The organism is Saccharothrix variisporea, from assembly GCF_003634995.1.
In the GTDB taxonomy this organism is placed as follows: Bacteria; Actinomycetota; Actinomycetes; order Mycobacteriales; family Pseudonocardiaceae; genus Actinosynnema; species Actinosynnema variisporeum.
Genome location: NZ_RBXR01000001.1, coordinates 6,510,962 through 6,536,053, shown reverse-complemented (window position 1 = coordinate 6,536,053; position 25,092 = coordinate 6,510,962). Strand labels below are relative to the sequence as shown.

Sequence of the window (25,092 nt, the reverse complement as noted above, 5' to 3'; positions counted from 1 at the left end):
GATGGGGCGAACCATGACGACCCCTCACCGACTCCGTGTAGTTTTGGGGATGACCGTGCGCCCGGCTTCTGGGAGCGGGCTTGCGGGCGGCGGACCCGGAAGCCAGGAGCCAGGGTGGAGTTTCGGATTCTCGGGCCTTTCGAGGTGCACGGCACGAACGGCAGGGCGCGGCTGGGTGGTGCGAAGCAGACCGCGCTGCTCGCCACGCTCACCGCCCAGGCCAACCGGCTGACCACGGTGGACCACCTCGTCGAGTCCACGTGGGCGGACGCGCCGCCGGCCGGGGTGACGGCAGCCGTGCACACGTACGTGTCCCGGTTGCGGCGGGCGTTCGACGCCGTCGAGCCGGATGGTGGGGCCCGGATCGTGACGCGGCCGACCGGGTACCTGTTGCGGTTGGCGCCGCACGAGTTGGACCTGGAGGTGTTCCGCGGGCACGTCTCCCGGGGGCGGGAAGCGGCCGCGGCGGGTCGGTTTGCCGAAGCGTCGGCCGAGTTGAACGCCGGGCTCAAGCTGTGGCGCGGACCGGCCTTCGTGGACGTCCTCTCCGACCTGCTGCACCGGACCGAGGTGCCGCGGTTGACCGAGGAGCGGCTGGGTGCGTTGGGGCGGCGGATCGACGCCGACCTCGAACTGGGGCGGCACGCCGACCTGGTGGGCGAGCTGCGGGCGTTGACCGTGGAGCACCCGCTGCGCGAGCAGTTCTGGGGTCAGCTCATGCTCGCCCTGTACCGGGACGGCCGCCAAGCCGAGGCGCTGCAGACCTACCAGGAGGTCCGCACGCTGCGGATCGACCAGCTCGGCATCGACCCCGGCCCCGAGCTCCAGCAGCTCCACCAGGCGATCCTGGCCAACGAACCCGCGCTCAACGAACCCGCGTCCGCGCCGCCGGCGCGCACCATGCCGCCGCCGATGCAGCTGCCGGCCGACATCGTCGGGCTGGTGGGCCGCGACCGCGTGGCGGACGAGGTGTCCGCGGTGCTGTGCTCGGAGCACGACGCCCTGCCGATCGCGGTCCTGTCCGGTCTGCCCGGCGTGGGCAAGACCGCCTTGGCCACGCACATCGGGCACCGGCTGCGCAAGCGCTTCCCCGACGGCCTGCTCTACATGAACCTCCGCGGCTACGCGCAGACCGAGCCGGTGACGCCGACGCGCGTGCTGGCCCGGTTCCTGCGTTCGCTGGGCCTGTCCCCCGACCTGGTGCCGCTGGACGTGGACGAGCAGGCGGCGGTGTACCGGTCGCTGCTGGCCGACAAGCAGGTGCTGGTGGTGCTGGACAACGCCAACGCCGCCGAGCAGGTGCGTCCCCTGCTGCCCGCCGACCCGGGGTGCGCGGTGCTGGTGACCAGCCGCGACCCGCTGTCCGGCCTGGCCGTGCGGGAGGGTGCGATCCGGTTCGACCTGGACGTGCTGTCCCCGCCGGACGCCTACGCGCTGCTCGTCTCCTTGCTCGGTCCGGGGCTGGCCGCCGAGGGCGAGGTGCTGGACGAGTTGAGCGCGCTGTGCGGGTACCTGCCGCTGGCGCTGCGCATCGCCGCCGCGAACCTGACCGCCCGGGTGCCGAGCACGTCCGTGCGCGAGTACGTGGACCGGCTGCGCGACGGCAACCGGCTGGCGGCGCTGGCCGTGGAGAACGACGAGCAGACCGGGGTGCGGGCCGCGTTCGACCTGTCCTACGAGTCGCTGCGGCCGGCGGCGGCGCGGCTGTTCCGGATGACCGCCCTGGTGCCCGGCCCCGACTTCACGCCGCACGCGGCGGCGGCGCTGGTGGGCACCGACCCGGGGCGGGCGCGGGAGCTGCTGGGCGTGCTGGTCACGGCCGCCCTGGTCCAGGAGGCCGGGCCGGACCGGTACCAGCTGCACGACCTGGTCCGGGACTACGCCCGCCAGCGCGGTCTGGCCGAGGACGACGAGCCCACCCGCACGGCGGCGTTCGAACGGCTGCTGTCGCACTACTTCCGCGCCACCCGCACCGCGTCCGGGCTGATCGAGCCGATCCGCAAGCCCCCGGAGGAACCGGTCGGGCTGCGGGAGACGGCCGTGCCCGAGCTGAAGGACCGGGCGACGGCGACGGCGTGGTTCGAGCAGGAGTACCCGAACCTGCACGCGGCCGTCGACCACGCCGCCGAGCACGGACCGCACCGGTTCGCGTGGCACCTGGCGGACGCGATGTCCTCGCCGCTGGCGCTCGCGCCCCGGTTCGGCGAGTGGGTGACGGTGAGCCGGACCGCGCTGGGCGCCGCGCGCAAGGCCGGTGACAAGGCCGGTGAGGCGATCACGCTGGTGAGCCTGGGCCACGCGTACAACACGACCGGGCGCATGACCGACGCGATCGACACGCTGGAACGGGCGCTGGAGCTCTACGTCGAGCTCGACCGGCCGGTGTACCAGCTGCCGTGCCACCACACGCTGGGCATGTCGCTGATGTGGACCGGGCGGCTGGCGGAGGCGTGCGCGCACTTCAAGCGCACCATCGAGCTGACCGAGACCGTGGACGTCGGCTACTACCGGGCCGGCGCGGTGCACGGCCTGGGCGTGGCCTACCGGTACCAGGGGCTGCTGCCGGAGGCGCTGGAGCAGCTGCTGACGTCGGTGTCGCCGGAGCCCGCGCCGGACGAGTCGTACGTGCAGGTGTCGTGGCGGTTCAGCCTGGGCCTGACCTACCGGGACCTGGGCCGCTTCGACGAGGCCGTGCACCAGCTGATGGCGACCCTGGCCGCCTACGAGCGGATGGGCAACGCGTTCGGCACCAGCCGGTGCCTGGTGGCGCTGGCGGGCGTGCACGCGTGGCGCGGGCAGGGCGCCGAGGCGCTGGTCGCGGCCCAGCGCGGGCTGGACCTGAGCCGGCAGGTCAAGCACCGGCGGACCGAGGTGGACGCGTTGAACGTCCTCGGCGCGGTGCACGCGGCCCAGGGCCGGCACGACCGGGCGCGGACCCACCACGCGGAGGCGCGGGCGATCGCCGGCACCATGGGGCCGTACCTGTTCGGCCTGCTGGAGGCGGAGATCGGGTTGGCGACCACGACCACCGCGCTGGGCGACCTGCGCGCGGCGCGGCGGCACGCCGACACCGCCTTGGCCCGCATCCGCGAGAGCGGGTTCCGGTTGCACGAACCCGCCGCCCACCTCGCGGCGGCCGGGGTCGCACTCGCGGCGGGCGAGGAGGTCCGCGCCGCCGCGCACGCCGAGGACGCCCTGTCCGCGGCGCGCGAGACGAGGAGACCGGCCTGGGAGGACCGCGCGCGGTCGCTGCTGGACCGCCTGCACGTGCCGGCGGCCAACCGGCCGTCGGAGCACTGAACAACCCTTCTCGACGAGAAGATCGGGGATCATGAGCGCGCCTGACGCGTCGCCGATCGCGCTGGACGACGACTTCGTCCAGCGGCGGCACAACTTCTACCAGCAGTTACGCCAAGACAGCCCGGTGCGCCGGGCCACGCTGCCCAACGGGCTGCCGGTGTGGCTGGTCACCCGGCACGCCGACGCGCGGGAAGCGCTGGCGAGCCCCCTGCTCAGCAAGGACTCCCAGCGGGCCGCGCCCCTGCACGACGAGCAGGAGGAGCGGGGTGTCCAGGTCACCCGGCTGGCCAAGATCCTCCAGTCCCACATGCTCAACCTGGACCCACCCGACCACACCCGGCTCCGCAAGCTGGTGACCAGCGCGTTCACCCAGCGCCGCGTCGAACTGCTCCGGACGTGGGTCGAGGAGGTCGCGGACGGCTTGCTGGACGGGTTCGGCGACCGCGTGGACCTGCTGGCCGACTTCGCCTTCCCGCTGACCGTGACCGTGATCGGCGAGCTGTTCGGCGTGCCCGCCGACGAGCGCGCGGGGTTCCGGGAGATGTCCGACGGCATCGCGTTCGGCGGCACCCCCGAGGCGATGGGCGCGGCGTCCGCGCGGATGGCCGACTACCTGGCCGACCTGGTCGCCCGCAAGCGCGACAGCGCCGACGACGACCTGCTCACGGCGCTCATCCGGGCGCGGGACCTGGACGACCGGCTGGACGAGGACGAGCTGGTGGCGTCGGCGTTCCTGATGCTGACGGCGGGCTACGAGTCCACCGCGCAGTTCATCGGCAACGCCGTGCTGACCCTGGTCGGCCACCCGGACCAGTTGGCGCTGTTCAAGTCCGACCCCGCGCACCTGGTGGGCGCGGTGGAGGAGCTGCTGCGGTTCGAGGGTCCGGGCACGATGACCACCCTGCGGTTCACCACCGCGCCACTGACCCTGGGCGGGGTGGAGATCCCGGCGAACGAGTTCGTCGTGGTCCTGGTCGGCGTGGTGAACCGGGACCCGGACGTGTTCCCCGACCCGGACCGCCTGGACATCACCCGCGCCGACAACCGGCACCTGGCGTTCGGCCACGGCGTCCACCGCTGCCTGGGCGCGCCGCTGGCCCGGCTGGAGGGCCAGGTCGCGCTGGGCAAGCTGTTCGAGCGCTACCCCGACCTCGCCCTGGCCGCGCCACCGGAGTCGTTGCGGTGGAAGGACAGCATCCTGTTCCACGGCCTGGACGCCCTGCCGGTGCACCCCCACCCGAAGGAGGACCAGTGACCACACCGGACGAGCGCTTCGCCGGCGCCGCCACCCCCGAGCAGTTATCGCGCACGGCCGAAGCCGCCCGGGCCAACGGCCTGACGGTGGAGGTCGTAGACACCATCGCCGAGGCCCGCAAGCTGGTCACCGACCAGCTGCCGACCGACAAGTCGATCTTCACCGCCGCCAGCGAAACCCTGCGCCTGTCCGGCATCGCGGAGGACGTCGACCGGTCGGGCCGGTTCGTGTCCGTGCGCGCCCAACTCGAACTGGACGGCGTCGACCGCGACCCGAACCACGTCCGCCTGCGGACGGCCACCCCCGACGTCGTGGTGGGCAGCGTCCACGCCGTGACCGAACAGGGCCACCTGGTGGCCGCCTCGGCGACCGGCAGCCAGTTCACGCCTTACGCTTTCGGTGCGGGGCAGGCAGTCTGGGTCGTGGGGGCGCAGAAAGTCGTGCCGGACCTGGAGACCGCGTTGACGCGCATCCGGACTTACTCGCTGCCCAAGGAGAACGAGCGCTGCATGGCGGTCTACGGGCAGCCGAGCGTCTTGTCGAAGATCCTGATCATCGAGCGCGAACTGTTCCCGGGCCGCGCGACCCTGGTCCTGGTCCGCGAGCCGATCGGCTTCTGAGCTCCCACCGGCTCTTGTGCGTGGTGACCACCACAGGTGGAGGGCCTCGGTTCCCCCGCCGTATGGCCTGCCCGAAGGGCTACCACAGATTTCCCGGGGTGCAGCCGAAAGTTTTTGCGAGGAACGAGCAAAAAGTTTTAGCAGCACCCCGGGAAATCTGTGGTTGGCTCCGCCAGGCCATACGGCGGGGGAACCGACGCCCTTCACCCCCGCTGGCGGCCTGCCGCGCGGCGAGCGCCGCTTTTCATCTTTTGATCTTTTGATCTTTTGACCTCAGGTCACAGTTCGCCGCGGTCGTTCGGAGCGTCCCAGTCCAGGTCGGGCCCCAGCGGGACCAGGCCGGACGGGTTGATCCACGTGTGGGTCAGGAAGTAGTGGCGTTTGGTCTGCTCGAAGTCGGTGGTCGAGCGGAAGGCGTCCTGGGAGTACAGGTCCCGGGCGTAGGCCCACAGGTTCGGGTAGTCCACCAACCGCCGCAGGTTGGCCTTGAAGTGGGTCACGTACACCGAGTCGAACCGCGCCAAGGTGACGAACAGCCGCACGTCCGAGTCGGTCAGAAAGTCGCCGAACAGGTACCGGCGAGTGGACAACCTCTCTTCGAGCTGGTCTAAGGCGTCGAAGAGGGAGAGGACCTCGCGCTCGTAGTCCTCTTGCGTGCGGGCGAAACCACACCGATACGGTCCATTGTGGACGCGCTCGTACAAGAACTCGTTGAGCGAGTCGATCTCCGCCCGCAACGCCTCCGGGTACAGGTCGATGTCGTTGCGCGCCCACTGGTCGAAGGCGGTGGCCACGTCCAGGCTCAGCGTGCGGAAGTCGTTGGTGGCGATGCGCTTCTCCACCTTGTCCCACAGGACCGGCACCGACACGTGCCCGTCGTGGTCCGGGTCGGTGGCGGTGTAGGCCTCGCTGAGCAGGGCGAAGCCGTTCACGTGGTCCAGGTCGTGGCCGTCGCCCTCGCGGAAGGCCCAGCCCCGGCCGTCGCGCATCGGGTCGACCGCCGACACCGAGATGACCTCCTCCAAGCCCTTGAGCTTGCGGGTGATGGTCACCCGCTGGCAGAACGGGCAGGACAGGGCGATGTACAGGTGGTACCGGCCGGGCTCGGCGGGGTAGCCACTCGAACCATCGGCGGTGATCCGGTTCGGGAACGCCGGTCCCGGGCGGGCGGACTGCCCGGGTTTCGGCTTGGGCGCGTAGGGACCGTAGGTCGCGAAGTCCACCGGGCTCGCGGCCCGGGGTGGCGTGGTCATGCCGGTTCCCTCCTGGGTGTGTGGGGTACAGCGGAGAGCAGGGCACGGGTGTGCGGGTGCCGCGGTGCCGCGAAGACCTGGTCGGTCGGGCCGGTTTCCACCACGCGACCGCCTTGCAGCACGGCCACGCGGTCGGCGACCTGCCGCACCACGGCGAGGTCGTGCGAGATGAACACGATGCTCAGCCCGAGCGAGGCCTGGAGGTCCACCAGCAGCCGCAGCACCTGCGCCTGCACCGAGATGTCCAGGGAGGACGCGGGTTCGTCGCACACCAGCAGGTCCGGGCCGGGAGCGACCGCCCGCGCGATGGCGACGCGCTGGCACTGGCCGCCCGACAGCTCGCCGGGTCGCCGCGCCAGCAGGTCCACCGGCAGGGCGACCTGCTCGGCCAACTCGTGCACGCGGGCCCGGGAGGCGTCCAGGCCGAAGGCGCGCAACGGTTCCGCGATCAGGTCGAAAGCGGTGTACCGGGGGTCGAGGCAGGTGAACGGGTCCTGGAAGACCAGCTGCACGCGCCGCCGGAACCGCCTCAGCTCCGCACCGCGCAACGCGGCCAGGTCCGCCCCGTCGAACAGGACGCGGCCGGCGGTGGCGTCCTCCAGCCGCACCAGGAGCCGGGCCACGGTCGACTTCCCCGCCCCCGACTCCCCCACCAGCGCCAGCGTCTCGCCCCGCGCCACGGTGAACGCCACGTCCTCGACGGCTGTGGTGCGCCGCCGACGAGCCCCGAAGCGGGACCCGGTGAAGACCTTCGTCAGCCCCCGCACGTCGAGCAGCACCTCGTCGGTCGCTGCGGAAGGCCGTAGTCGCGTCGAGTGCAGGCTGGGTGCGTCGGCCACCAGTTGCCGGGTGACGGGGTGGTCGGGGGCGTCCAGCACGCGCGCCGGCGGCCCTTCCTCGACCACCGACCCGCCCGCCATCACCACGACGTGCTCGGCGCGTTCGGCCGCGATGCCCAGGTCGTGCGTGATCAGCACCAACGCCGTCCCGGACGACCGGGTCAGCTCGGTCAGGTGGTCCAGCACCTGCCGCTGCACGGTCGGGTCCAGCGCGGACGTGGGCTCGTCGGCCACGATCAGCTCCGGCCCGCCGGCCAGCGCCGCCGCGATCAGGACCCGCTGCCGCATCCCGCCGGACAGCTCGTGCGGGTACTGCCGCGCCCGCGCGCCCGCGTCCGGCAGGCCGGCGACCTCCAGCAGTTCCACCGCCCGCCGCCGCGCGTCCCGGCCCGACGCGAGGCCGTGCACACGCAGCACTTCGGCGACCTGCGCGCCCACCGGCACGACGGGGTTCAGCGCGGCCGTCGGGTCCTGCGGCACGAGCGAGATCGACCGCCCCCGCACCGCCCGCATCCCGCGTTCGCCCAGGTCCAGCAGGTTCCGCCCGCCGAACCCGACCGATCCGCCGAGCACCCGTGCGGAAGCGGGCAGCAGGCCCAGCACGGCCCGCGCGAGGGTCGTCTTGCCGGACCCGGACTCGCCGACCACGGCCACGGTCTGCCCGTGCGCCACGGTCAGGTCCACCCCGGCCAACGCCGGCACCCCGCCGTAGGACACCCGCAACCCCCGCACCGCCAACAAGCTCACCGCCGCGCCACCGCCCGCCCCACAGCCAACAGGCTCACCGCCGCCCCACCGCCCGCGCCGCCACCAACAGGCTCACCGCCGCCCCACCGCCCGCCCCACCGCCAACAGGCTCACCGCCGCCCCACCGCCCGCGCCGCCACCAACAGGCTCACCGCCGCCCCACCGCCCGGTGCAGCGCGGTCACGGCCAGCGTCGTGCACACGACCATCACCCCGGGAAACGCCGTGAGCCACCACGCCGTTCCCACGTAGTCCCGCCCGGAGGACGCCAGCGAGCCCCAGTCGGCCTCCGGCGGGCGCGGCCCGAAGCCCAGGAAGCTCAGCGAGGACGACGCCAGCAGCGCCACCCCGAGGCTCATCAGCGCCAACGTCAGCACCGGCCCGGCGGCGTTGGGGATGATGTGCCGCACCAGCACGGCGGCCGGCCGCACCCCGCTCACCGTCGCCGCCGCCACGAACGGCCGCGCCCGCACGTGCAGCACCTGCGCCCGCACCACCCGGCAGAACGGGGCGATCCCGGCTGCCGCGACCGCCACGGCCACGTTCACCGGCGAACTGCCCAGGATCCCGATCACCGCCAACGCCGACAACAGCGCCGGGAACGCCAGCATGACGTCCACCGCCCGCATCAGCAGGGCGTCCAGCCAGCCGCCCAGCAGGCCCGACACGAGCCCGACCAGCGCACCCACCACCAGCGAGGTCGTCGCCGCCGCCAACGCCACCAGCACGGACATCCGGGCGCCGTGCACGACCCGGCTGAACACGTCCCGCCCCAGCTGGTCGGTCCCGAACGGGTGCGCGAAGCTCGGCGGCTCCAGCATCACCAACGGGTCGATGCGGTCGGGCGGCGTGGACGTGAGCAGGCCGGGCACGACCACGCACGCCGTCACGAACGCCAGCACCAGCCACGACAGCACGACACCCGGGCGCTTCACGCTCAGTCCCTGATCCGGTCGGCGGTGACCCGGGGGTCGACCAGCACGTAACAGAGGTCCACCAGCAGGTTCACCACCACGTACAGCACGCCCAGCAGCGCCACGACCCCTTGCAGCACGGGGATGTCGTGGTTGGTGATGGCCTGCAACGTCAGCCGCCCCAAGCCGGGCCGCGCGAACACCGTCTCCGCGATCACGGCCGCCGCCAGCAGGTTGCCCACCGTCGTGCCGACCAGCGTGATCGTCGGGATCGACGCGTTGCGCAACGCGTGCCGCAGCAGCACCCGCCACCGCCCGGCGCCCTTGGCCCGTGCGGTCACCACGAACGCCTCCGCGTCCACCGCCGCCAGGGACGTCCCCAGCACCTGCGCGATGACGCCGATGGCGGGCAGGGCGAGCGTGATCCCGGGCAGGACCAGCGCCGCGAAACCCTTGTCGCCGGTCGCGGGGAACAGCGGCAGCCGGAACGAGAACACCTCGATCAGCAGCAGCGCCACCCAGTACCCCGGCGTGGACATGAACACCACCGGCACCCCGTGGCACAACGACCGCACCGGCCCCGTCGCCACCCGGCCCAGCACCGCGATCCCGACCCCGAACACCAGCGACAGCACCAGCGCGAACAACGCCAGCTCCGCGCTCGCCGGAGCCACCGCCGAGATCGCCGCCACCACCGGTTGCCCGGTCTGCACCGACCGGCCCAGGTCCCCGCGCACCGCGTCCGCCAGGAACCCCAGGTACTGCTCGTGCAGCGGCCGGTCCAGCCCGAGCTGCGCCCGCAGCGCCTGCTCCTGCTCGGCCGTGGGCGTCGGCCCCGCGCCGGACAGCATCGTCTGCACGGGGTCGCCCGGCACCAGCTGCATCATCACGAACGACAGCGTCAGCACCGCCAGGAGCACCGGCACCGCCGACGCGAGCCGGCGGAGCACGAACCCGGCGCGGCGCACGGTCAGCGCGACACCCAGGCCTCGTGGAACGCCGGCAGGCCCTGCGGGTCGAACACGACACCGTGCACGGCCTTGCCCACGCCCAGCAGGTAGGTCGGGTCGTACACCGGGATCGCGGTGGCGTTCTCGATCAGCGACCGCTGCACCTTGGCGTAGTTCTCGTCCCGCACCGCGTCGTCGACGGTCGCCGCTGCTTGGGACAGCAAGCCCGGCACCTCGGGCGCGACCACCGCGGGCGTGCCGCCGCGCGGCGCGGTCAGCACGGTCCGCAGCACGTCGCCGTCCGCCCGCACGAAGCTGATGTCGCCCATCTGGAGTTCACCGCGCGCGGTCTTGGCGATCGCCTCGCCCATGGCCAGCGGCACGAGCTTCACGTCCACGCCGACCGCCTTGAGCTGCTGCTGCACGATCTGCGCCAGCAGGTCCCGCTGCTCGCGGGTCGGCGAGATGAACGTCCACTCGACGGTCAGCGGCTTGCCGTTCTTGGCGCGGGTCCCGTCGTCCTGCTTCTTCCAGCCGGCCTCGTCCAGCAGCCGCTCGGCGGCGGCGGTGTCGAACTGGCCGGTGCCGAGGATGGAGGCGTAGCCGGGGGTGGCGCTGGTCAGCACGCTGGTGGCCCGCGGGTACTTGCCCTGGTAGAGGTTGTCCACCAGGGCCTGGGTGTCGATGGCCTTGGCGATCGCCTGGCGGACCTTCACGTCCGACAGCGGCTCGCGGGCGGCGTTGAGGTTGAGCGTGTAGGCGATGCCCGGCTGCGCCTTGGCCAGCACCTCGAAGCCCGCGCCCTTGATGCCGTCCACCTCCTTGGGCGGGACGTTGGCGACGGCGTCGACCTGGTTGGTGCGCAGGCTGCCCATGCGCACGCCGTTCTCCGGCACGATGTTGATCACGACCTGGTCCAGGTGGGGCGCGCCCTTGTGGCCGGAGGTCTCCGGCCCCCAGTTGTAGTCGGCGCGCTTGGACAGCGTGATGCTCGCCTGCGGCTGGCGCTCGGCGGCGACGAACGGCCCGCTGCCCACCGGCTTGCGGCACACCGCCTCGGGACCGGCCTCGAACACCTTCGGCGACTGCATGCCCAGGAACGCGGTGCTGGCGGCCTGCGGGAAGGACGCGTTGGGCGCCTTGAACTTCACCGTGACCTTGCGCGGGTCCTCCACCGTGGTCCCGTCGTAGCCCGCGAGCAGGCTCGCCGCGAGCAGCGACTTGGTGGCCGGGGCCACGATCCGGTCGAAGTTGGCCTTGACCGCTTCGGCGTCGAACGGGGTGCCGTCGCTGAAGGTCACGCCCTGGCGCAGCGTGAAGGTGAACGACGTGGCGTCGGGCGTGGCGGTCCACGACTCCGCCAGCCACGGCTTGAGCTCCAGCGTCTTCGGGTCCTGCGCGACCAGCGAGTCCACCACGCCCCGGGTGACCAGCTGCGACGCGGCGGTCGGCGACTGGTGCGGGTCCAGGCAGCCCGGGTCAGCGTCGGTGGCGAAGGTCAGCGTGCCCCCGGACCGGGGTTGCGCCTCCGGCGCCGGCGAGTCCGACGTGGTGGTGCTGCACCCCACGGCGGCCACGGCCACCGCGGTGATGAGGACGGCTCGTCTTCCGGTCATCTTCTCCCCCGTTGAGGTCCCGCCAAGCCTTCCGAACCTATCCGTCCGAAGGGGAGTGATCGCCGGCTTCATCACCCGATCGGCGGTATTGCGGCGAGTACTAGGGTGCCGGGGCCAGCAACGCCCGTTCCGCGTCGGTCAGCGGCGGGTCGTCGGTCGCCCGTTCGGGTGTCGTGAGGACCTTTCGGACCAGTGCCGGCCGCAGGAGCCGGGACAGCGGCGCGGACAGGGTGTAGGAGTCCAGCAGGGCCGCGCTGACCTCCGGCCGGGACGCGGCGGCGGCGCCCACCCGGTCGGCGTACCAGCCGGCGATCCGGTCGGGCAGGCGGCGCGCCGGCGCGAAGGTCCGTTCGTAGCGGGTGTCCTGGCCGACCGCGAGCGCCCAGGCGTCGGCGGTGGCGCGGGCGACGGCCTTCCGGACCGCGGGGGCCAGCCTGGGGCCCAAGCCGTGCCGCCGCACGCCGTCCCGCAGCGCGAGGGCGTCCAGGGCCGCGACCGTCATGCCGTGGCCGTACAACGGGTTGTAGTTCGCGACCGCGTCGCCGACCGCCACGAACCCCGCCACCGCGGGGAACCGGCGCCACCGACCGGGCGGGGCGCCGTAGGCCCGGATCGAGCCCACGATCTCGGCGGACGAGATGACCTCGGCGACCAGCGGGTGCCGCAAACCCTTGGCGTAGGTGAGGAAACCGGCTTCGTCGGTCGGCGGCACGTGCCCGCGCAGCCCGGCGAGGCTCACGATCCACCGACCTTCCTCGACCGGCAGCACCACGCCGCCGTGGCCGTCGTGCGGCGGACCGGGCTGCACGCACACCGCCGGGAACGCCCCGGCCAAGCGTTCGGCGGGGCGCAGCAACGCCGTGGCGTACCGGATGCCCGGGTCCACCACGACGTCCCGCACGCGCTTGCGCAACCACTTGTCCGCCTTGGAGGAGGCCCCGGTGGCGTCCACGACGAGGTCGGCGGTCAACTCGCGCTCCACGCCGTCCGCCCGCGACCGCACCACGGCCCCGGTGACCCGGTCGGCGTCGCCCAGCAGGCCGACCGCCTCGGTGTCCTCCAGCACCTCCAGGCCCGCGACCAGGTCCCGCAGCACCTGCTCCAGCACCGGCCGGCGGCAGCTGAGCAGGTACTGGGCGTGCGCGAACCGGGGCATCCACCCGAACGGCGTGTACGTGAGGATGTCCTGGGGCATCCCGACCTTGCACGCGCCCGCCCCGACCAGCGCGGCCTCGAACCCGGGCAGCAGGGCTTCCACCGCCCGCGCTCCCCGTGCCAACAAGAGGTGCGCGTGCCGCCCCTGCGGCACACCGCGCCGGGGCCGGTCCCCGTCGAACCGGTCGCGTTCCACCACGGTCACCGTGTCCACCGCGCCCGACAACGCGGCGGCGGCCAGGAACCCGGCCACCCCGCCCCCGAGCACCACCGCCCTCGTGCCCATCACCACTTCCGCCACGGGTTGAGGCCGTCGGCGCGGAACCGCCGGTACAGCAGGACCGCGTACACCACGTCCAGCACGACCTCGGCGACGATCATCTGGTGCAGCAGCCACCGGTTCGGGTACCAGGCGATGAGCCCGACCGCGCCGGACACGTCGATGACGGTCTTCAGCAGCGCGATGTACATGGTCTGCCCGACCGTCGATCCCCGGGTCCGCAGCATCTGGATGAACAGCGCTTCCATCAGCACCACCACGAACACGGTGGTGTAAGCGCCGGTCCGGTCGTCGAACTCGCGGGTCGCCAGGACCATGAACGACAGGGCGAACAGCGACCACCCGGCGACCATCCACGCGAACCCGGCGCGGGACATGCCCGGGAAGTCCTGCCGGCCCCACCGCAACGCCTGCCACAGCAGCACCAGGTTGAGCGGGAGCCAGAAGTACAGGATGACCCGCATCTCCGGGTAGACCGGGTAGATGAAGGCGTAGGTGAACTCCCAGGACACGTTGGCGCACGCGGCGAACACGGGCAGCGTGGACCGCTTGTCCAGGAACCCGCGCCGGATGGCCAGCAGGTAGATCGCGAACGTGCACACGCCGACGATCGCGAACGCGATGCCGGGCACCGCTTCCGGTACGGCGGCTTGCGGGTCGAGCACCGGTGGCGTCACGCGGCACCCACCGCGCCCGCACGGCCCCGCTTGACCGCGTCCGCGACTTGCACGCCCACGGCGGGCGTCAGGTACAGCAGGAACAACACCGCGCACGCGACCACGGACGCCGTCACACCTTCCTCGCCAAGAGCCGCGACCGTGAACCCGACGACCGCCACCACCCCGGTCGCAGCGGCGTGCGCCGTGGCGAGGTGCGCGGTCGAGGTGGCCTGCTCAGGCGCGTCCGGCGACGGCGGTTCGCGCAACAGCCTGCGGCTCAACAGGACCGCGCCGGGCGCGGTGAGCAGCAGCCCGACCCCGACCACGACCGGCAGCACGCCCACGACCGTGGTCACCAGGACGATCGCGTACGCCAGGGTTTGCAGGCCGGTGAACAGCAGAGCGGCCTTCCGCGCGCCCAGGGTGTTGGGCAGGGTGTGCTTGCCGACCACCAGGTCCGAGTCGCGGTCCACGAAGTTCATCACCATCATCCGCGCGGTCATCACCAGCAGCAGCGGCACGCACACCGCGACCAACTCCGCCGGGAACCGGCCGGTCAGCGAGTACACCGTGAGGAACGGGCAGAACAGGGTGAGCGACGCCGCCGTGGTGACCTCGCCGACGCCCCGGTAGTTCAGCCGCACCGGCGGCGCGGTGTAGAACCAGGCCAGGGCGATCGCGGCCAGCGCGATGAGCCGCTGCGGGTAGGTCGGCATCACCATGGTCAGCGTCAGGACCACGAACAGCAGCACGAACGCCGCCGCCAGGCTCACCTCCGGCCGCAGCGCGCCCTTGACCAGCACCTGGCTGCCGCCGGTCCACCGGTTCGGCGCGGTGTGGGCGCTGTCGGCAGCCAGGTCGAAGTACTCGTTGCAGTAGTGGGTCATCAGGTGTGTCAGCACGACCGTGGACTGCACCAGCAGCCACGTGCCCAGCGCGAACGAATGTCCACTGTAGACGGAGACGGCGACACCGAGGGTCACCGTCAGCTGGCTCTCCACCAGGAACCGGAGCCGGCTCAGCCGGATGAACGCGGCGAATCGCCCACCCACGGCCGGCTACCGGTTCCGCCAGGGCACGCCCGGTGTGTACAGCCGCGCGTCGGTGTGCTGCTCGAACGGAGCACCCGGCGGCAGGTTGATCAGCTCCATGTGCATGCCCCACGGCGTGGTGAAGTACACCCACCGGTCGCCCGTGATGGGGCCTTCCTCGATGGTCTCCGGCTCACCGAGGATCGTGACGCCGGGCTGGTCCTTCAGGTACGCCACGGCCGCGTCCACGTCCTCGACGTGGATGGCCAGGTGGTGGCCGCCCCAGTCGCTGTTGCGCGGCAGCTCCCGGCGCTGGTCCGGCGCGGTGTACTCGAACAGCTCCAGGTTCGTCACCGGCCCGAGCCGCAGCATGGCGATGTTGGTGGACGCCTTGGGGTCCACGCCCAGCTTGCGCGTCATCCAGTCGCCGTCCGGGTCCTCCACCGGCCCGAGCTCGTAGACCAGCTCCGCGCCGATGACGTCGACGAAGAACCGCACCGCCTGGTCGAGGTCGGGCACCGTGTACGCGACGTGGTGCACGGCCCGCGCGCCCGGAATCGCCATGGTCCTAGATCCTTCCCGCGTAAGCCTGGTTGGGGATCGCGCCCATCAGGGCCAGGCCGCCGTCGATGTGCAGGGTGCTGCCGGTGATGTAGGCCGCCGCGTCGCTCGCGAGGTGGGCGATCAGGGCGGCCACCTCCTCGGCGCGACCGGGTCGGCCCACCGGGATCATCGGCCGGTCGATGGCGGCGGCGTCCACGTGCTCGGGGACGCCGTTCATCGGGGTGGCGGTCTCGCCGGGGGCCACCGCGTTGACGGTGATGCCGTGTTCGGCCAGTTCCAGCGCCATCACGCGGGTCAGCATGAGCAAGCCGCCCTTGGCGGCGCAGTAGGCCGAGCCGCCGTCGATGGGGATGAGCTCGTGCACCGAGGTGACGTTGACGATCCGGCCGCCGGTGCCCTGCTCGACCATGCGGCGGGCGACGGCCTGCGCGCACGCGAACGGTCCGGTGAGGTCCACGGCGAGCAGCCGTTGCCAGTCGGCGAGGGACTCGTCGAGGAACTTGCCGCGGTGGTTGACGCCCGCGTTGTTGACGAACACGTCCACGCCGCCGAGGTCGGTCACGGCCCGGTCGACGGCTCGGGCGGCCTGCTCGGGCTCGGCGTGGTCGAGGCGGAAGGTGACGGCCTTGCCGCCTTCGTCCTCCACCAGGGCCTTGGTCCGGTTGGCACCGTCCACATCGGACCGGTAGCCGATCGCGATGTCGTGGTCCTGCCGGGCCAGCAGGACCGCCGTCGCCCTGCCGATCCCGGAGCTGCCCCCGGTCACCACCGCTCTGCGTCTGGCCATCAGCCCGCGCCTCCGACTTCGTAACCCGCCTGGTCGAGACTGCCCGCGCCGAGGTAGCCGTAGAGCGCGGTGGTGACGGTGCCCGGGTCGGTGGCGAAGCCGTGCGGCTCGCCGGCGGGCACGTGGACGAGGTCGCCGGGGTCCAGGCGGATCGGCCCGTCCGGCGCGTGGTGGTACCCGCCGCCGCGCACGACGAGGAAGAACTCGTCGGCGTGCGGGTGGCGGTGCGGTTCGTGGTGGCCGCCGGGGGCGAACGTGGAGGTGGCGACCACGAGCCCGCGGGTGCCGAGGGTGGCCGTGGTGGCGAGCCAGCGCACGCCCATGTCAGTGAACCCGCCGGCGTTGTCCAGGAACTCGTCGGTGCCCGCGCCGGCCGGGGCGAACCGCCAGGTCCGGGGTTGCGGCGGGGCGGGGTGGCGGGAGGTGAGCACCAGGAAGCGGGCGTCACCGGTGAGCTCGGCCGGCCCGTGCACGCCGTCCCCGACACCGAGGCCGTTCGCCTCGCCGATCCCGACACCGAGGCCACTCGCGGTGCCGGCGATCACCAGCACGGCGGTCTCGTGCTCGCCGACCTCGACGCTGCCGTGGCGGACCGCGACCGCGCCCAGGGCGGTCTCCGCGACCACGCCGTCCACTTCGGACGTTCTCGCGGCGGCGGTCACCAGTCCGCTCCGATGATCACCTTGGGCGGCCCGGACCGGCCGTGCTCCAGCAGCTCGAACGCCCGTTCCGGGGTGCGGGCGGGCACCACCGCGGCGACCAGCCGGGCACCGTCGAGCGTGCCGTCGGCGAACATCCGGACCGTCTCGGCGTAGTGGTCGATGCCGTGCTGGACGCCCAGGACGGTGACCCCGCGCAACGCGATGTCGCCGGGCACCAGCCCTTCCTCGGGCTCGTTCGACACGCCCACCAACGCGATCCGCCCGCCGCGCTCGACCAGCCGCAGGGCCGTGGCGAACGCGCCCGCGCCCCCGGAGGCCTCCACGACCAGCGAGTGCTCGCCGGCCGGCGCGTCGGGGACCAGGTGGGCGGGGACGCCGGCCAGCGCCAGGCCCGCCGGGTCCACCCCGACCGCGATCACGTGTTCGGACCACCTGGACGCGAGTTGCACGGAGAGCAGCCCGATGGTGCCGGTGCCGACGACGGCGACCCGGTCTTCGCCGGTCACTCGCGCCCGCCTGAAGGCCTCCACCACGGTCACGGCGGGCTCGACGAACACCGCCCACGGCACCGCCAGCTCGTCGGGCAACGGGGTGAGGGCGTGCGCGGGCATCCGGACGTACTGCGCCGCCGCGCCCTGCTGGTCGTACAGGCCCACCTCGGTCATGCGCGTGCACTGCTGCCGCGCGCCGCCCAGGCACCGGGCGCACCGGCCGCAGGTGATCATGGTGTGCCCGACCACGGGGTCGCCGGGCGCGAAGCCGGGGGCGTCGTCGGCGGCGACCACCTCGCCCCACCACTCGTGGCCGAAGACGTGCGGGTAGCGGGCGCGGCCGTCACGCAGGTAGGAGGCGGTGCCGTGGAACAGTTCGAGGTCCGTGCCGCACAGCCCGAGGTAGTGGGTGCGGACCAGGACGTGACCGGGCCGGCGTTCGGGCACCGGGACCGTGCCGACCTCGACCTGCTTCGGCCCGGTGATCAACGCCGCCGGCATGGTCCCGGTCGGCCAGGTGCCGACGAGCCGGCGCGTGTGCTGGGGGGCGCTCACGACGCCACCGGCGAACGCGGCGGGAGGACATCGGAGACGGCCGCGGGCAGCACCGCGACCCACAGGAACTCCAGCCCTCCGGCACCCGCTTCGAGGGCAGCCGGCTGTTCGCCGCCCGCCCGGAGCGCGCCGCCGGCCGGCACCAGGACGACGTCACCCGGCCCGACCGCTGTCTCGTTCACGGTGCCGGAGCCGCGCAGGACCAGCCAGGCCGACTCGACGCCATCGGTGCCCGGCGGGGCGAAGACCGCACCGGCCGGCAGCCGCACGTGGTCCACGGACTCGGTCTCGGAGTGCAGCATCCCCCGCCGCACCAGGCAGCGCCACGCCACCGACCCGCCGCCGGCCAGCGTCCGGGACGGCGCGGCGGGCGGGGTGACGATCACGACCCACCCCTGTCCGGGACGTCCAGCTGCACCAGGAAGTACTCCAGGCCGTCCGCGCCGGCCGCGACCGTGAGGACCGTGCCCAGCGGCGCGGTCACCGAGACGCCCTCGTGCAACCCGACCTCCGTCGCCGAGGTCACCGCGGTCCCGCCGCCGGCCAGCACGAAGAAGCTGAACTCGACGCCTTCCGCGCGCAGCTCGACCGACTCGCCCGCGCCCAGCCGCACCCGCCGGATCGCGCTCAGCGGCCCGGTCAGCACCGCCCGGGGGTCGATCTCGCCCGGCTCGCCCAGGTGGAACACGCCCGCGCTCACGACGCCTCCCCGCGCGGCGCCGGCACCCCGGCCACGTCCGCCGTCACGACGCCTCCCCGCGCAGCACCGCCGCCGTGCGCGGCCCCAGGACTTCGACCACCAGCCACGTCACACCTTCGTCGCCCAGCGCGCGCAGGCCGTGCGTCGTGCCCAGCCCGGTCAGCACGACGTCGCCGGGCCCGACCTCGGTGGCCACGCCGTCCAGCAGGATCTCGCCGCGCCCGGAGAGGATGAAGTAGACCTCCTCGGTCCGGCTGTGCTTGTGCTCGCCGCTGACCCCGCCGGCCGGGATGCGCGCCCACTCGACGGCCTCCCAGTCGCCGCTCAGCCACGTCCGCCGGGCGAAGCACTTCCACTCCGACGCGCCGGCGGCCCCGTGCACGTCCTGGACGGCCGACGCCGCCGCTGTGTCGCCGACGACCAGTCCACCGGTCACCGCAGTTCCCCGAGTTCCTTGGCGGCCACGGCCAGCTCCCCTTCCGTCACGTCGTCGCAGAACACCGCGGACCCGATGCCGGTGGGCAGCGGCAGGCGCTGGCGGCCACCCCGGTGGCGCGTCGTCGCCGCGAGACCTTCCCGCAACAGTGCGGGACCGAGGAGTTCATGCGAGACGGGTAGACCGGTGGCGCGCAGGACGTCCAGTATTCGGTCGCGGTCGGCCGGTTCGAGCAGCCCGCGGCGGGCTGCGACGACCGTGAACAATGCCATGTCCACGGCCACCGCCTCGCCGTGCAGCAATTCCGGGAGGGCTTTCATCTCCAGCACCGGGCTGATCGAGTGACCGAAATCCACGAGCCGGTCCAGGCGGTGCTCCCACAGATTGTCCGCCAACTCGCAGAGCATTCCGTCCACCGCTCGGTCGAGCACCTCCGCACCCCCGGTGCGGAACCGATCGCGGACCAGCTCGGCGCCGTCGCGGGCAATCAGCTCGAACAGTTCGGCGTCGCGGACCAGCGCGATCTTCAGCACCTCGGCGAGGCCGTTGACCAGGTGCCGCTCGTCCAGGGTGGCCAGCAGGGTGCGGTCCAGCAGGGCGGCCACCGGCGGGTGGTAGGCGCCGAACAGGTTCTTGTGGTCGCCGTGGTTGACGCCGGTCTTCGCGCCGACGCCCGCGTCCACCAGGCCGACCAGGGTCGTGGGCACGCGGATGTAGGGCGTGCCGCGCCGGTACAGGCTCGCCACCACGCCCACCACGTCCAGCAGGACCCCGCCGCCGATGGCGATGATCGGCTGGTGGCGATCGATTCCGAACGCGCCGACGGCGTCCGCGACCGCGGCGACGGTCGCCATCGTCTTCCGCTCCTCGGCCACCGGCAGGACCATCGGGTCGTCGGTGATGCCGTGGTGGTCGAGGTAGGCCCGGATGCGGCGGCCGTGCAGGCGGTCGACGTTCGCGTCGACCACGACGAACCGGCGGCTGGTCACGGGGTAGGCGGCGGCGGAGGTGTCGGCGAGCGCGGTGTTCGCGGGGTCGAAGACGTCCTCGACGACCACGACGTCGTATCGCGCCGGGGCCTCGGCGGAAATTGTCCACCCGGGAAGACCACGCCCATGGTTCACACGCAAGCCGCGGCCCCCCATGGTGGTCGCACCGGTCCATCCCTGTTTGCGTCGCCGAGTGTAGCCGGCGCGGTTACCGGGCAATACGTCCGAAAGGGTGGCGAAGACCGGAACGCCCCTCACGAGCCGCGCCCGGACTCGGTGCGGCCGTTCCGCCGGACGATATCGCGACACGGTTTCCTGGAATATTCCACGAACCCGTAGAAAGCGGTTACCCGTTATTCACGGCGACAATTCCGCCTATTCCCGGCGACCCCGGGAACGACCCCGGGCCGGACCCGCCGCCGGCCACCCTCGCGAGGGGCCCGCCGGGACCGTCCGCGCACCCCACGGCGGCGCGGGGGCACGTTCAGCGACTTGTAAGCGGCTGGTGCGAAGCTGGAACAGCGAGAAGTCCGAGAGGACTTCGAAAGGCCGGGCCAGACGTCGCCAGGAGGCACGCCGCCACCCGGAAAGATCCGACCAGGGGGCTTGGGAGGTCGGATTTTTCGCGGCGTGAACCCCGGGCGATGGCGGTCGCAGCAGGGGGGCGCCTGGAGGTCGCGAGACCGGCAGACAGGCGCAGGAGCTGCGACCGCCGGGCCCGCCGCGCGCACTCATCGTCACCGTGATGCCGTAGGCCTTCACTTGATCGGCCTAGCGCCGGTCGTCTCAATACGCCTTGTTCGTCACTGTGCGTTCCACTCCGGACGGCTGTCACCCCATCGGGTGGGCGGTCCGGCCCAGGTGCGCGGGCATCCCTCGTAGTGCACGGGCGGCAGAGCGTGACGTAGTTCACCGTCGGCGGTCCCGATCGTGGCCACCCAGTCGTCGGAGGCGTAAGGCGCGCCCCCGCGCCGGCCCGGCTCCAGGTCGTGCAGGAGCCACGAAGCCGTACCGGCCAACGACAGCCGGATGTGCCGGCCGGTCCCGTCCGCCAACGCCCGGAGGACGGCGGCGGCGAGCAGGTAGCCGGTGCCGTGGTCCAGCGCCTGCGCCGGCAGCACCCCGGGCCGTTCCCCGTCCGACTCGACGGCCGCGATCCCGCTGCCCGCCTGCACCAGGCTGTCGAACCCGCGCCGGGACGCCCACGGCCCGGTCCAGCCCCAGGCGTCCAGCTGGGCCACGACCAGGCTTGGCCTGCGCTCCAGCAACGCCTCCGGGGCGAGCCCGAACCGGTCCAACGCGCCCGGCCGGTACCCGGTGACCACCACGTCCGCCTGGTCCAGCAGGTCGTCCAGGCCGTCGACGGCCAGGTCCCGCAGCGCCGAGCGCTTGCCGAAACCCGTGTCGCACAGGTCGTCCTCGGGCAGGGACGGCGCGTCGATCCGCAGCACGTCCGCGCCCAGCAGGCCCAGCGTGCGGGTGGCCACCGGCCCGGCGATGACCCGGGTCAGGTCCAGCACCCTCACGCCGGCGGCCGGCAGGTCGGCGGCTCTCAGGGTGCGGGTTCGGGTCCCCGTGTTCCGAACCTCCACCAACGGCAACGGCGCCAACGGCTTGTCCACCACCGCGACCGCGAGACCGCCCGCCGCGTAGACCACCTCTTGGACTTCTTCGGCGGGACGTGCGGCGATCACGGCTTCCAACCGCTCGGGCGTCGTGTCGAGGGCGTGGAGGAGGCGTTCGCGGTGGTGCGGGTAGTTGGCGTGCGTGCGCACCCACCCGTCGGCCGCGCGCCAGAACCGGGACAGGGGCGCGAACACGGTCGGCTCCCGACCGTTCACCCGGACGTGCCGCTCGCTGACGAACGCCGTGGCGACCGCACCCTCGTGGACCCGCACGCGGGGCCGGGGCACTCCGTTCCGGCGGGCCAGCAGTTCGGCGGCGGCCAACGAGCAGACACCCACGGTCGCCCGAGCCAGCTCCCGCACGGGCAGTCGTGCAGGAAGGACCCCGTCCACGTACTCGTACTCGACCGCGGCCTCGGTGGTTCCGCCCAGCCAGGTCCACGCGTGCTCCGTCGCAGCGTCCACCCGATCATCGTGCGGCACGGGGGCGGGGGCGGGCGCTGAGAGTTTCCCCACGGGCGTGCGGGCAACCCTGCCGGCATGGAGAAGGACGTGCCCCCGGTGCAGACCCCGGAAGAGGACCAGCAGCTCGAGGACAACCAGCGCCTGATCGACGACGCCAAGGCCACCGCCGCCGACCTGCGCAAGACCACCCCCGACCCCTTCCCGGAGTCCACCCCGCCGCCGGACGAGGGCACCCCGGGCAGCTAGCGGGCTCGGCTCGGCAGACCGGCCAAGTGCGCCTCGATGCGGTCGACCTGGGGCTGGTGGTGCAGTGCGGTGAAGATCGTCAGGGCCGCGTGCCAGGACGTCTCCGCCGCCGCGTGGTCGCCCGCCTCCGCCAGGCACGCGGCGATGCCGTCCAGCGCCTTGGCCTCCTGCAACGGCTCGCCGATGCGGCGGGCGACCTCCAACGCCTCCCGGTGGCTGTCCAGCGCCTCGGCCGGTCGGCCGCAGTGGCGCAGGGTCGTGCCCAGGCCGTTGAACGCCGCCGTGCGCAGGCTGTGGCTGCCGATCTCGCCGATCAGCTCCAGCGCCTTGTGGTGGTGCTTGAGCGCCTCGTCGGACCGCCCGAGCCGGCCGTGCGCCTCGCCCAGGCTGGTCAGGGTGCGGGCCTCACCGTGGCGGTCGCCCAGTTCCTGGCACAGCGCCAACGCGCGCCCCAACTGGTCCAGGGCTTCCTCCGCCCGGCCGGTCTCCAGGTACACCTGGCCCAGGTTGCCCAGGGTCACCGTCTCGCCCACGCGGTCGCCCGCCTCGCGCATCGCGGCCAGCGTCCCGACCAGGTAGGCCACGCCCTCCTCGTACCGGGCGATGTCGATGTGGAACGCGCCGAGGTTGCCCAGCGCGACCGCCTCGCCGTGCCGGTTGCCCGCCGCCCGGCACAGGTCCAAGTCGCGGTGGAAGCACGCCAGGGCCTCGTCGAACCGGCCCAGCTTCTTCGCCGCGTTGCCCAGCGCCGCCAGCGCCTGGTTGCGGCAGTTCGGGCGGTCCAGGTCGACGGCCTCGCGCAGGACGGCGTGCGCGGCGGCGAAGTCGCCCTGCCGGTACAGCGCGAGCCCGAGGTGGGCGCGGACCACGGCCCGGCCGTCGGGGTCGCCGTCGCGGTCGGCGGCCACCAGGGCGACCTCGTGCACGTGCCGCAGGTCCGCGTTGTAACCCCGGATGTGCAGGTACCGGAACAGGGCGGTGGCGAGCCGCCAGCACGGCCCGGGTGCGTGCTCACCGCACCACCCGGTCACCGCGACGAGGTTGGCGTGCTCGGCGGTGAGCCACCGCAGCGCGTCGTCGCGGGACGCGAAGTGCCTGTCCGACAACGCCATCTGCTGCCCGCCCTTGGGTGCGAGCGCCCGGTCCGCCGCCGCCGCGCCGGCCAGGTAGTGCTCGACCAGCCGGTGCACCGGTTCGCGCGGGTCGGGCTCGGTGTCCAGGGCGGTCTTGCGGGCGTGGTCGCGCAGCAGGTCGTGGAAGCGGTAGCGGCCGGGCACCGGCTCCTGGAGCAGGTGGACGTCGACCAGGTCCTCCAGCAGCGGTTCGACGGCCTCGACGTCCAGACCCGCGAGCGCGGCGGCGGCCTCGACGTCGACGTCCGCGCCGGGGTGCAGGCCCAGCAGGCGGAACAGCCTGCGCCGGTCGGCGGGCAGGGCGGCGTGCGACAGCTCGAACGCCGACGCCACCCCCATCTCGCCCACGGCCAGCTCCCGCAACCGCCGCCGACCGTCCCCCAACCGGCCCGCCAGGTGCTCGACCGTCCACTGTGGACGACTGCGCAGGCGGGCGGCGGCCAGCCGGATGGCCAGCGGCAGGTTCTCGCACAACCGCACCACCTCGGCGGCGGCGTCGGGCTGCCGCTCGGACCGGCCGTCGCCGACGACGCCGGCGAACAGCGCCAGCGCGTCCGGGAACGGCAGCACCTCCAGCGACAGCGTCCACGCGGGCAGGTCCACCAGGCGTCTTCGACTGGTCACCACCGCCAGCGACCCGGCCGCGCCGGGCAGCAGCGGCCGGACCTGCGCGGCGCTCTCGGCGTTGTCCAGCACCAGCAGCACGCGGTGACCGGCGAGCGTGGCCCGCAGCAGCGCGGACCGCTCGTCCACGCCGTCGGGCACGTCCTGCTTGGGCACGCCCAGCGCCCGCAGCAGCACCTCCAGCGCGGTCGCGGTCGAGGTGGGGCTCCGACCGGCGGTGTGGGCGTGCAGGTCGAGGAACAGGCAGGCGTCCGGGTACCGGTCGGCGAGCAGGTGGGCGACGTGCACGGCGAAGGTCGTCTTGCCCACGCCCGCCATGCCGTCGACGGCGACCACGGTGCGCTTCTCGTCCTCGACGGCGGCGAGCAGGGCCTTGGTCTCGTGCTCGCGGCCGGTGAAGTCGGCGGCGTCGGCGGGCAGGTCGTTGCGGCCGCTCGGACGGGCGGGCTCCGCGGTGCCGCGCAGGATCTCCTCGTGGGCGCGGCGCAGCGGCGGGCTCGGGTCCGCGCCGAGCTCGTCGGCCAGCCGGCGGCGGACGCGTTCGAAGTGGTCCAGCGCGTCGGCCTGGCGGCCCGCGCGGTACAGGGCCCGCATGTGCAGGCGGGCGATCCGCTCGTCCAGCGGGTGCGCGGCGGCCAGCGCGGGCAGGTCCGGCGTGGGCAGGTTGCGGGCCAGCCGCTGCTCGGTCCGCTCGACCTCGGCGGCGAGCCGCTCCACCTCCAGCGCCGCGCGCACCGACTCGGCCCACGGCGTGTCGAGCCGCTCCAGCGGGGTGCCCCGCCACAGCTCCAGCGCCTCGTCGAACGCCGACTCGGCGACCAGGTGCCGGAAGCGGTGGACGTCGACCGACAGCGGGTCGGTCTCCAGGACGTACCCGCCGGACCGGCGCACCAGCGCGGTGTCCGGGTCGGCCGCCAGCACCCGCCGCAGCCGCGAGACGTAGCTGTAGAGCACGTCGTGCGGCTTGCGCGGTGCTTGGTCGAACCAGACGCGCTCGGCCAGGACGTCGACCGGCACCAGCCGGTTGACCTCCACCAGCAGCACCGCGAGCACGCACTGCCGCCGCGGCGGCCCGACGTCCACCCGTCGCCCCCCGACGCTGAACGAGACCTCGCCGAACAGGCGGAACTCCGCCACAGCCCCTCCCCTGGCTCCCCGGCTCCAGGGATAGCGACGCGGGAGGGGCGCGGCAACCGA

22 protein-coding genes are annotated in these 25,092 nt (G+C 73.3%); 4 read left to right on the top strand and 18 right to left on the bottom strand.

Annotated features, from left to right (window positions below):
* Nucleotides 1-114 precede the first annotated feature (114 nt).
* From DFJ66_RS29730 to DFJ66_RS29720, 3 genes are read left to right on the top strand one after another with little or no spacing between them, the layout of a single operon-like run.
* Nucleotides 115-3,300, top strand: a complete 3,186-nt coding sequence (locus tag DFJ66_RS29730; protein WP_147459398.1) for an AfsR/SARP family transcriptional regulator — start codon at nucleotides 115-117, stop codon at nucleotides 3,298-3,300.
* A 31-nt stretch (nucleotides 3,301-3,331) separates the two neighbouring features.
* Nucleotides 3,332-4,555, top strand: coding sequence for a cytochrome P450 family protein (locus DFJ66_RS29725; protein WP_121225954.1), 1,224 nt, complete (start codon nucleotides 3,332-3,334; stop codon nucleotides 4,553-4,555).
* The gene (locus DFJ66_RS29720; RefSeq protein ID WP_121225952.1) at nucleotides 4,552-5,175 is read left to right on the top strand and encodes an LUD domain-containing protein; all 624 of its coding nucleotides are present in this window, start codon (nucleotides 4,552-4,554) and stop codon (nucleotides 5,173-5,175) included. The genes DFJ66_RS29725 and DFJ66_RS29720 overlap by 4 nt, the downstream gene beginning before the upstream one ends.
* Before the next feature lie 278 nt (nucleotides 5,176-5,453).
* Here DFJ66_RS29720 and DFJ66_RS29715 read toward each other — a convergent pair whose 3' ends face one another.
* The 17 genes from DFJ66_RS29715 to DFJ66_RS29635 all read right to left on the bottom strand — a co-directional run bounded on the left by DFJ66_RS29715 (nucleotide 5,454) and on the right by DFJ66_RS29635 (nucleotide 21,892).
* A complete protein-coding gene (locus tag DFJ66_RS29715; protein ID WP_121225950.1) occupies nucleotides 5,454-6,428 on the bottom strand; it encodes a glutathione S-transferase family protein in 975 nt (324 codons plus the stop codon).
* Entirely contained in the window at nucleotides 6,425-8,014 is a 1,590-nt protein-coding gene (locus tag DFJ66_RS29710) for a dipeptide ABC transporter ATP-binding protein (protein ID WP_121225948.1), read from the bottom strand. The genes DFJ66_RS29715 and DFJ66_RS29710 overlap by 4 nt, the downstream gene beginning before the upstream one ends.
* 148 nt (nucleotides 8,015-8,162) lie before the next feature.
* Nucleotides 8,163-8,948: an ABC transporter permease gene (locus DFJ66_RS29705; RefSeq protein ID WP_121225946.1), complete on the bottom strand. Its 786-nt coding sequence runs from the start codon at nucleotides 8,946-8,948 to the stop codon at nucleotides 8,163-8,165.
* Between the two features lie 2 nt (nucleotides 8,949-8,950).
* Nucleotides 8,951-9,895 carry an ABC transporter permease gene (locus DFJ66_RS29700; RefSeq protein ID WP_246029955.1) on the bottom strand — a complete coding sequence of 315 codons (945 nt, stop codon included), beginning with the start codon at nucleotides 9,893-9,895 and terminating at the stop codon, nucleotides 8,951-8,953.
* Between the two features lie 2 nt (nucleotides 9,896-9,897).
* Entirely contained in the window at nucleotides 9,898-11,493 is a 1,596-nt protein-coding gene (locus DFJ66_RS29695; protein ID WP_170199735.1) for an ABC transporter substrate-binding protein, read from the bottom strand.
* A gap of 100 nt (nucleotides 11,494-11,593) precedes the next feature.
* Nucleotides 11,594-12,934 (bottom strand): FAD-dependent oxidoreductase, encoded by a 1,341-nt coding sequence (locus tag DFJ66_RS29690; RefSeq protein WP_147459397.1) that lies wholly within the window; start codon nucleotides 12,932-12,934, stop codon nucleotides 11,594-11,596.
* Nucleotides 12,934-13,605: a transmembrane-type terpene cyclase gene (locus DFJ66_RS29685; protein ID WP_121225940.1), complete on the bottom strand. Its 672-nt coding sequence runs from the start codon at nucleotides 13,603-13,605 to the stop codon at nucleotides 12,934-12,936. Before DFJ66_RS29685 ends, DFJ66_RS29690 begins: the two co-directional genes overlap by 1 nt.
* A complete protein-coding gene (locus DFJ66_RS29680) occupies nucleotides 13,602-14,639 on the bottom strand; it encodes a prenyltransferase (RefSeq protein WP_121225938.1) in 1,038 nt (345 codons plus the stop codon). Before DFJ66_RS29680 ends, DFJ66_RS29685 begins: the two co-directional genes overlap by 4 nt.
* A gap of 6 nt (nucleotides 14,640-14,645) precedes the next feature.
* Nucleotides 14,646-15,182, bottom strand: coding sequence for a VOC family protein (locus tag DFJ66_RS29675; RefSeq protein WP_121225936.1), 537 nt, complete (start codon nucleotides 15,180-15,182; stop codon nucleotides 14,646-14,648).
* Nucleotides 15,183-15,186: 4 nt separating this feature from the next.
* Complete coding sequence (locus tag DFJ66_RS29670; protein WP_121225934.1) at nucleotides 15,187-15,969, bottom strand: SDR family oxidoreductase; 783 nt, start codon at nucleotides 15,967-15,969, stop codon at nucleotides 15,187-15,189.
* Nucleotides 15,969-16,631: a cupin domain-containing protein gene (locus tag DFJ66_RS29665; RefSeq protein ID WP_121225932.1), complete on the bottom strand. Its 663-nt coding sequence runs from the start codon at nucleotides 16,629-16,631 to the stop codon at nucleotides 15,969-15,971. The genes DFJ66_RS29670 and DFJ66_RS29665 overlap by 1 nt, the downstream gene beginning before the upstream one ends.
* Nucleotides 16,628-17,677 carry a zinc-dependent alcohol dehydrogenase gene (locus DFJ66_RS29660; RefSeq protein WP_211351375.1) on the bottom strand — a complete coding sequence of 350 codons (1,050 nt, stop codon included), beginning with the start codon at nucleotides 17,675-17,677 and terminating at the stop codon, nucleotides 16,628-16,630. The genes DFJ66_RS29665 and DFJ66_RS29660 overlap by 4 nt, the downstream gene beginning before the upstream one ends.
* On the bottom strand, nucleotides 17,674-18,063 hold the full coding sequence (locus DFJ66_RS29655; RefSeq protein ID WP_211351374.1) for a cupin domain-containing protein: 390 nt from the start codon (nucleotides 18,061-18,063) through the stop codon (nucleotides 17,674-17,676). The genes DFJ66_RS29660 and DFJ66_RS29655 overlap by 4 nt, the downstream gene beginning before the upstream one ends.
* Nucleotides 18,060-18,377, bottom strand: a complete 318-nt coding sequence (locus DFJ66_RS29650; protein ID WP_121225930.1) for a hypothetical protein — start codon at nucleotides 18,375-18,377, stop codon at nucleotides 18,060-18,062. Before DFJ66_RS29650 ends, DFJ66_RS29655 begins: the two co-directional genes overlap by 4 nt.
* Nucleotides 18,378-18,420: 43 nt before the next feature.
* Complete coding sequence (locus tag DFJ66_RS29645) at nucleotides 18,421-18,813, bottom strand: cupin domain-containing protein (RefSeq protein ID WP_170199733.1); 393 nt, start codon at nucleotides 18,811-18,813, stop codon at nucleotides 18,421-18,423.
* A complete protein-coding gene (locus DFJ66_RS29640) occupies nucleotides 18,810-19,871 on the bottom strand; it encodes a sedoheptulose 7-phosphate cyclase (RefSeq protein ID WP_211351373.1) in 1,062 nt (353 codons plus the stop codon). The genes DFJ66_RS29645 and DFJ66_RS29640 overlap by 4 nt, the downstream gene beginning before the upstream one ends.
* Before the next feature lie 734 nt (nucleotides 19,872-20,605).
* Nucleotides 20,606-21,892 carry a CoA transferase gene (locus DFJ66_RS29635; RefSeq protein ID WP_246029954.1) on the bottom strand — a complete coding sequence of 429 codons (1,287 nt, stop codon included), beginning with the start codon at nucleotides 21,890-21,892 and terminating at the stop codon, nucleotides 20,606-20,608.
* A 75-nt stretch (nucleotides 21,893-21,967) separates the two neighbouring features.
* On the opposite strand from DFJ66_RS29635, the gene DFJ66_RS43045 reads away from it, so the two are divergent.
* Nucleotides 21,968-22,138, top strand: a complete 171-nt coding sequence (locus tag DFJ66_RS43045; RefSeq protein WP_170199731.1) for a hypothetical protein — start codon at nucleotides 21,968-21,970, stop codon at nucleotides 22,136-22,138.
* On the opposite strand, the gene DFJ66_RS29630 is transcribed toward DFJ66_RS43045, so the two are convergent.
* The gene (locus DFJ66_RS29630) at nucleotides 22,135-25,032 is read right to left on the bottom strand and encodes an AfsR/SARP family transcriptional regulator (protein WP_121225922.1); all 2,898 of its coding nucleotides are present in this window, start codon (nucleotides 25,030-25,032) and stop codon (nucleotides 22,135-22,137) included. The genes DFJ66_RS43045 and DFJ66_RS29630 overlap by 4 nt on opposite strands.
* Between the last annotated feature and the right edge of the window lie 60 nt (nucleotides 25,033-25,092).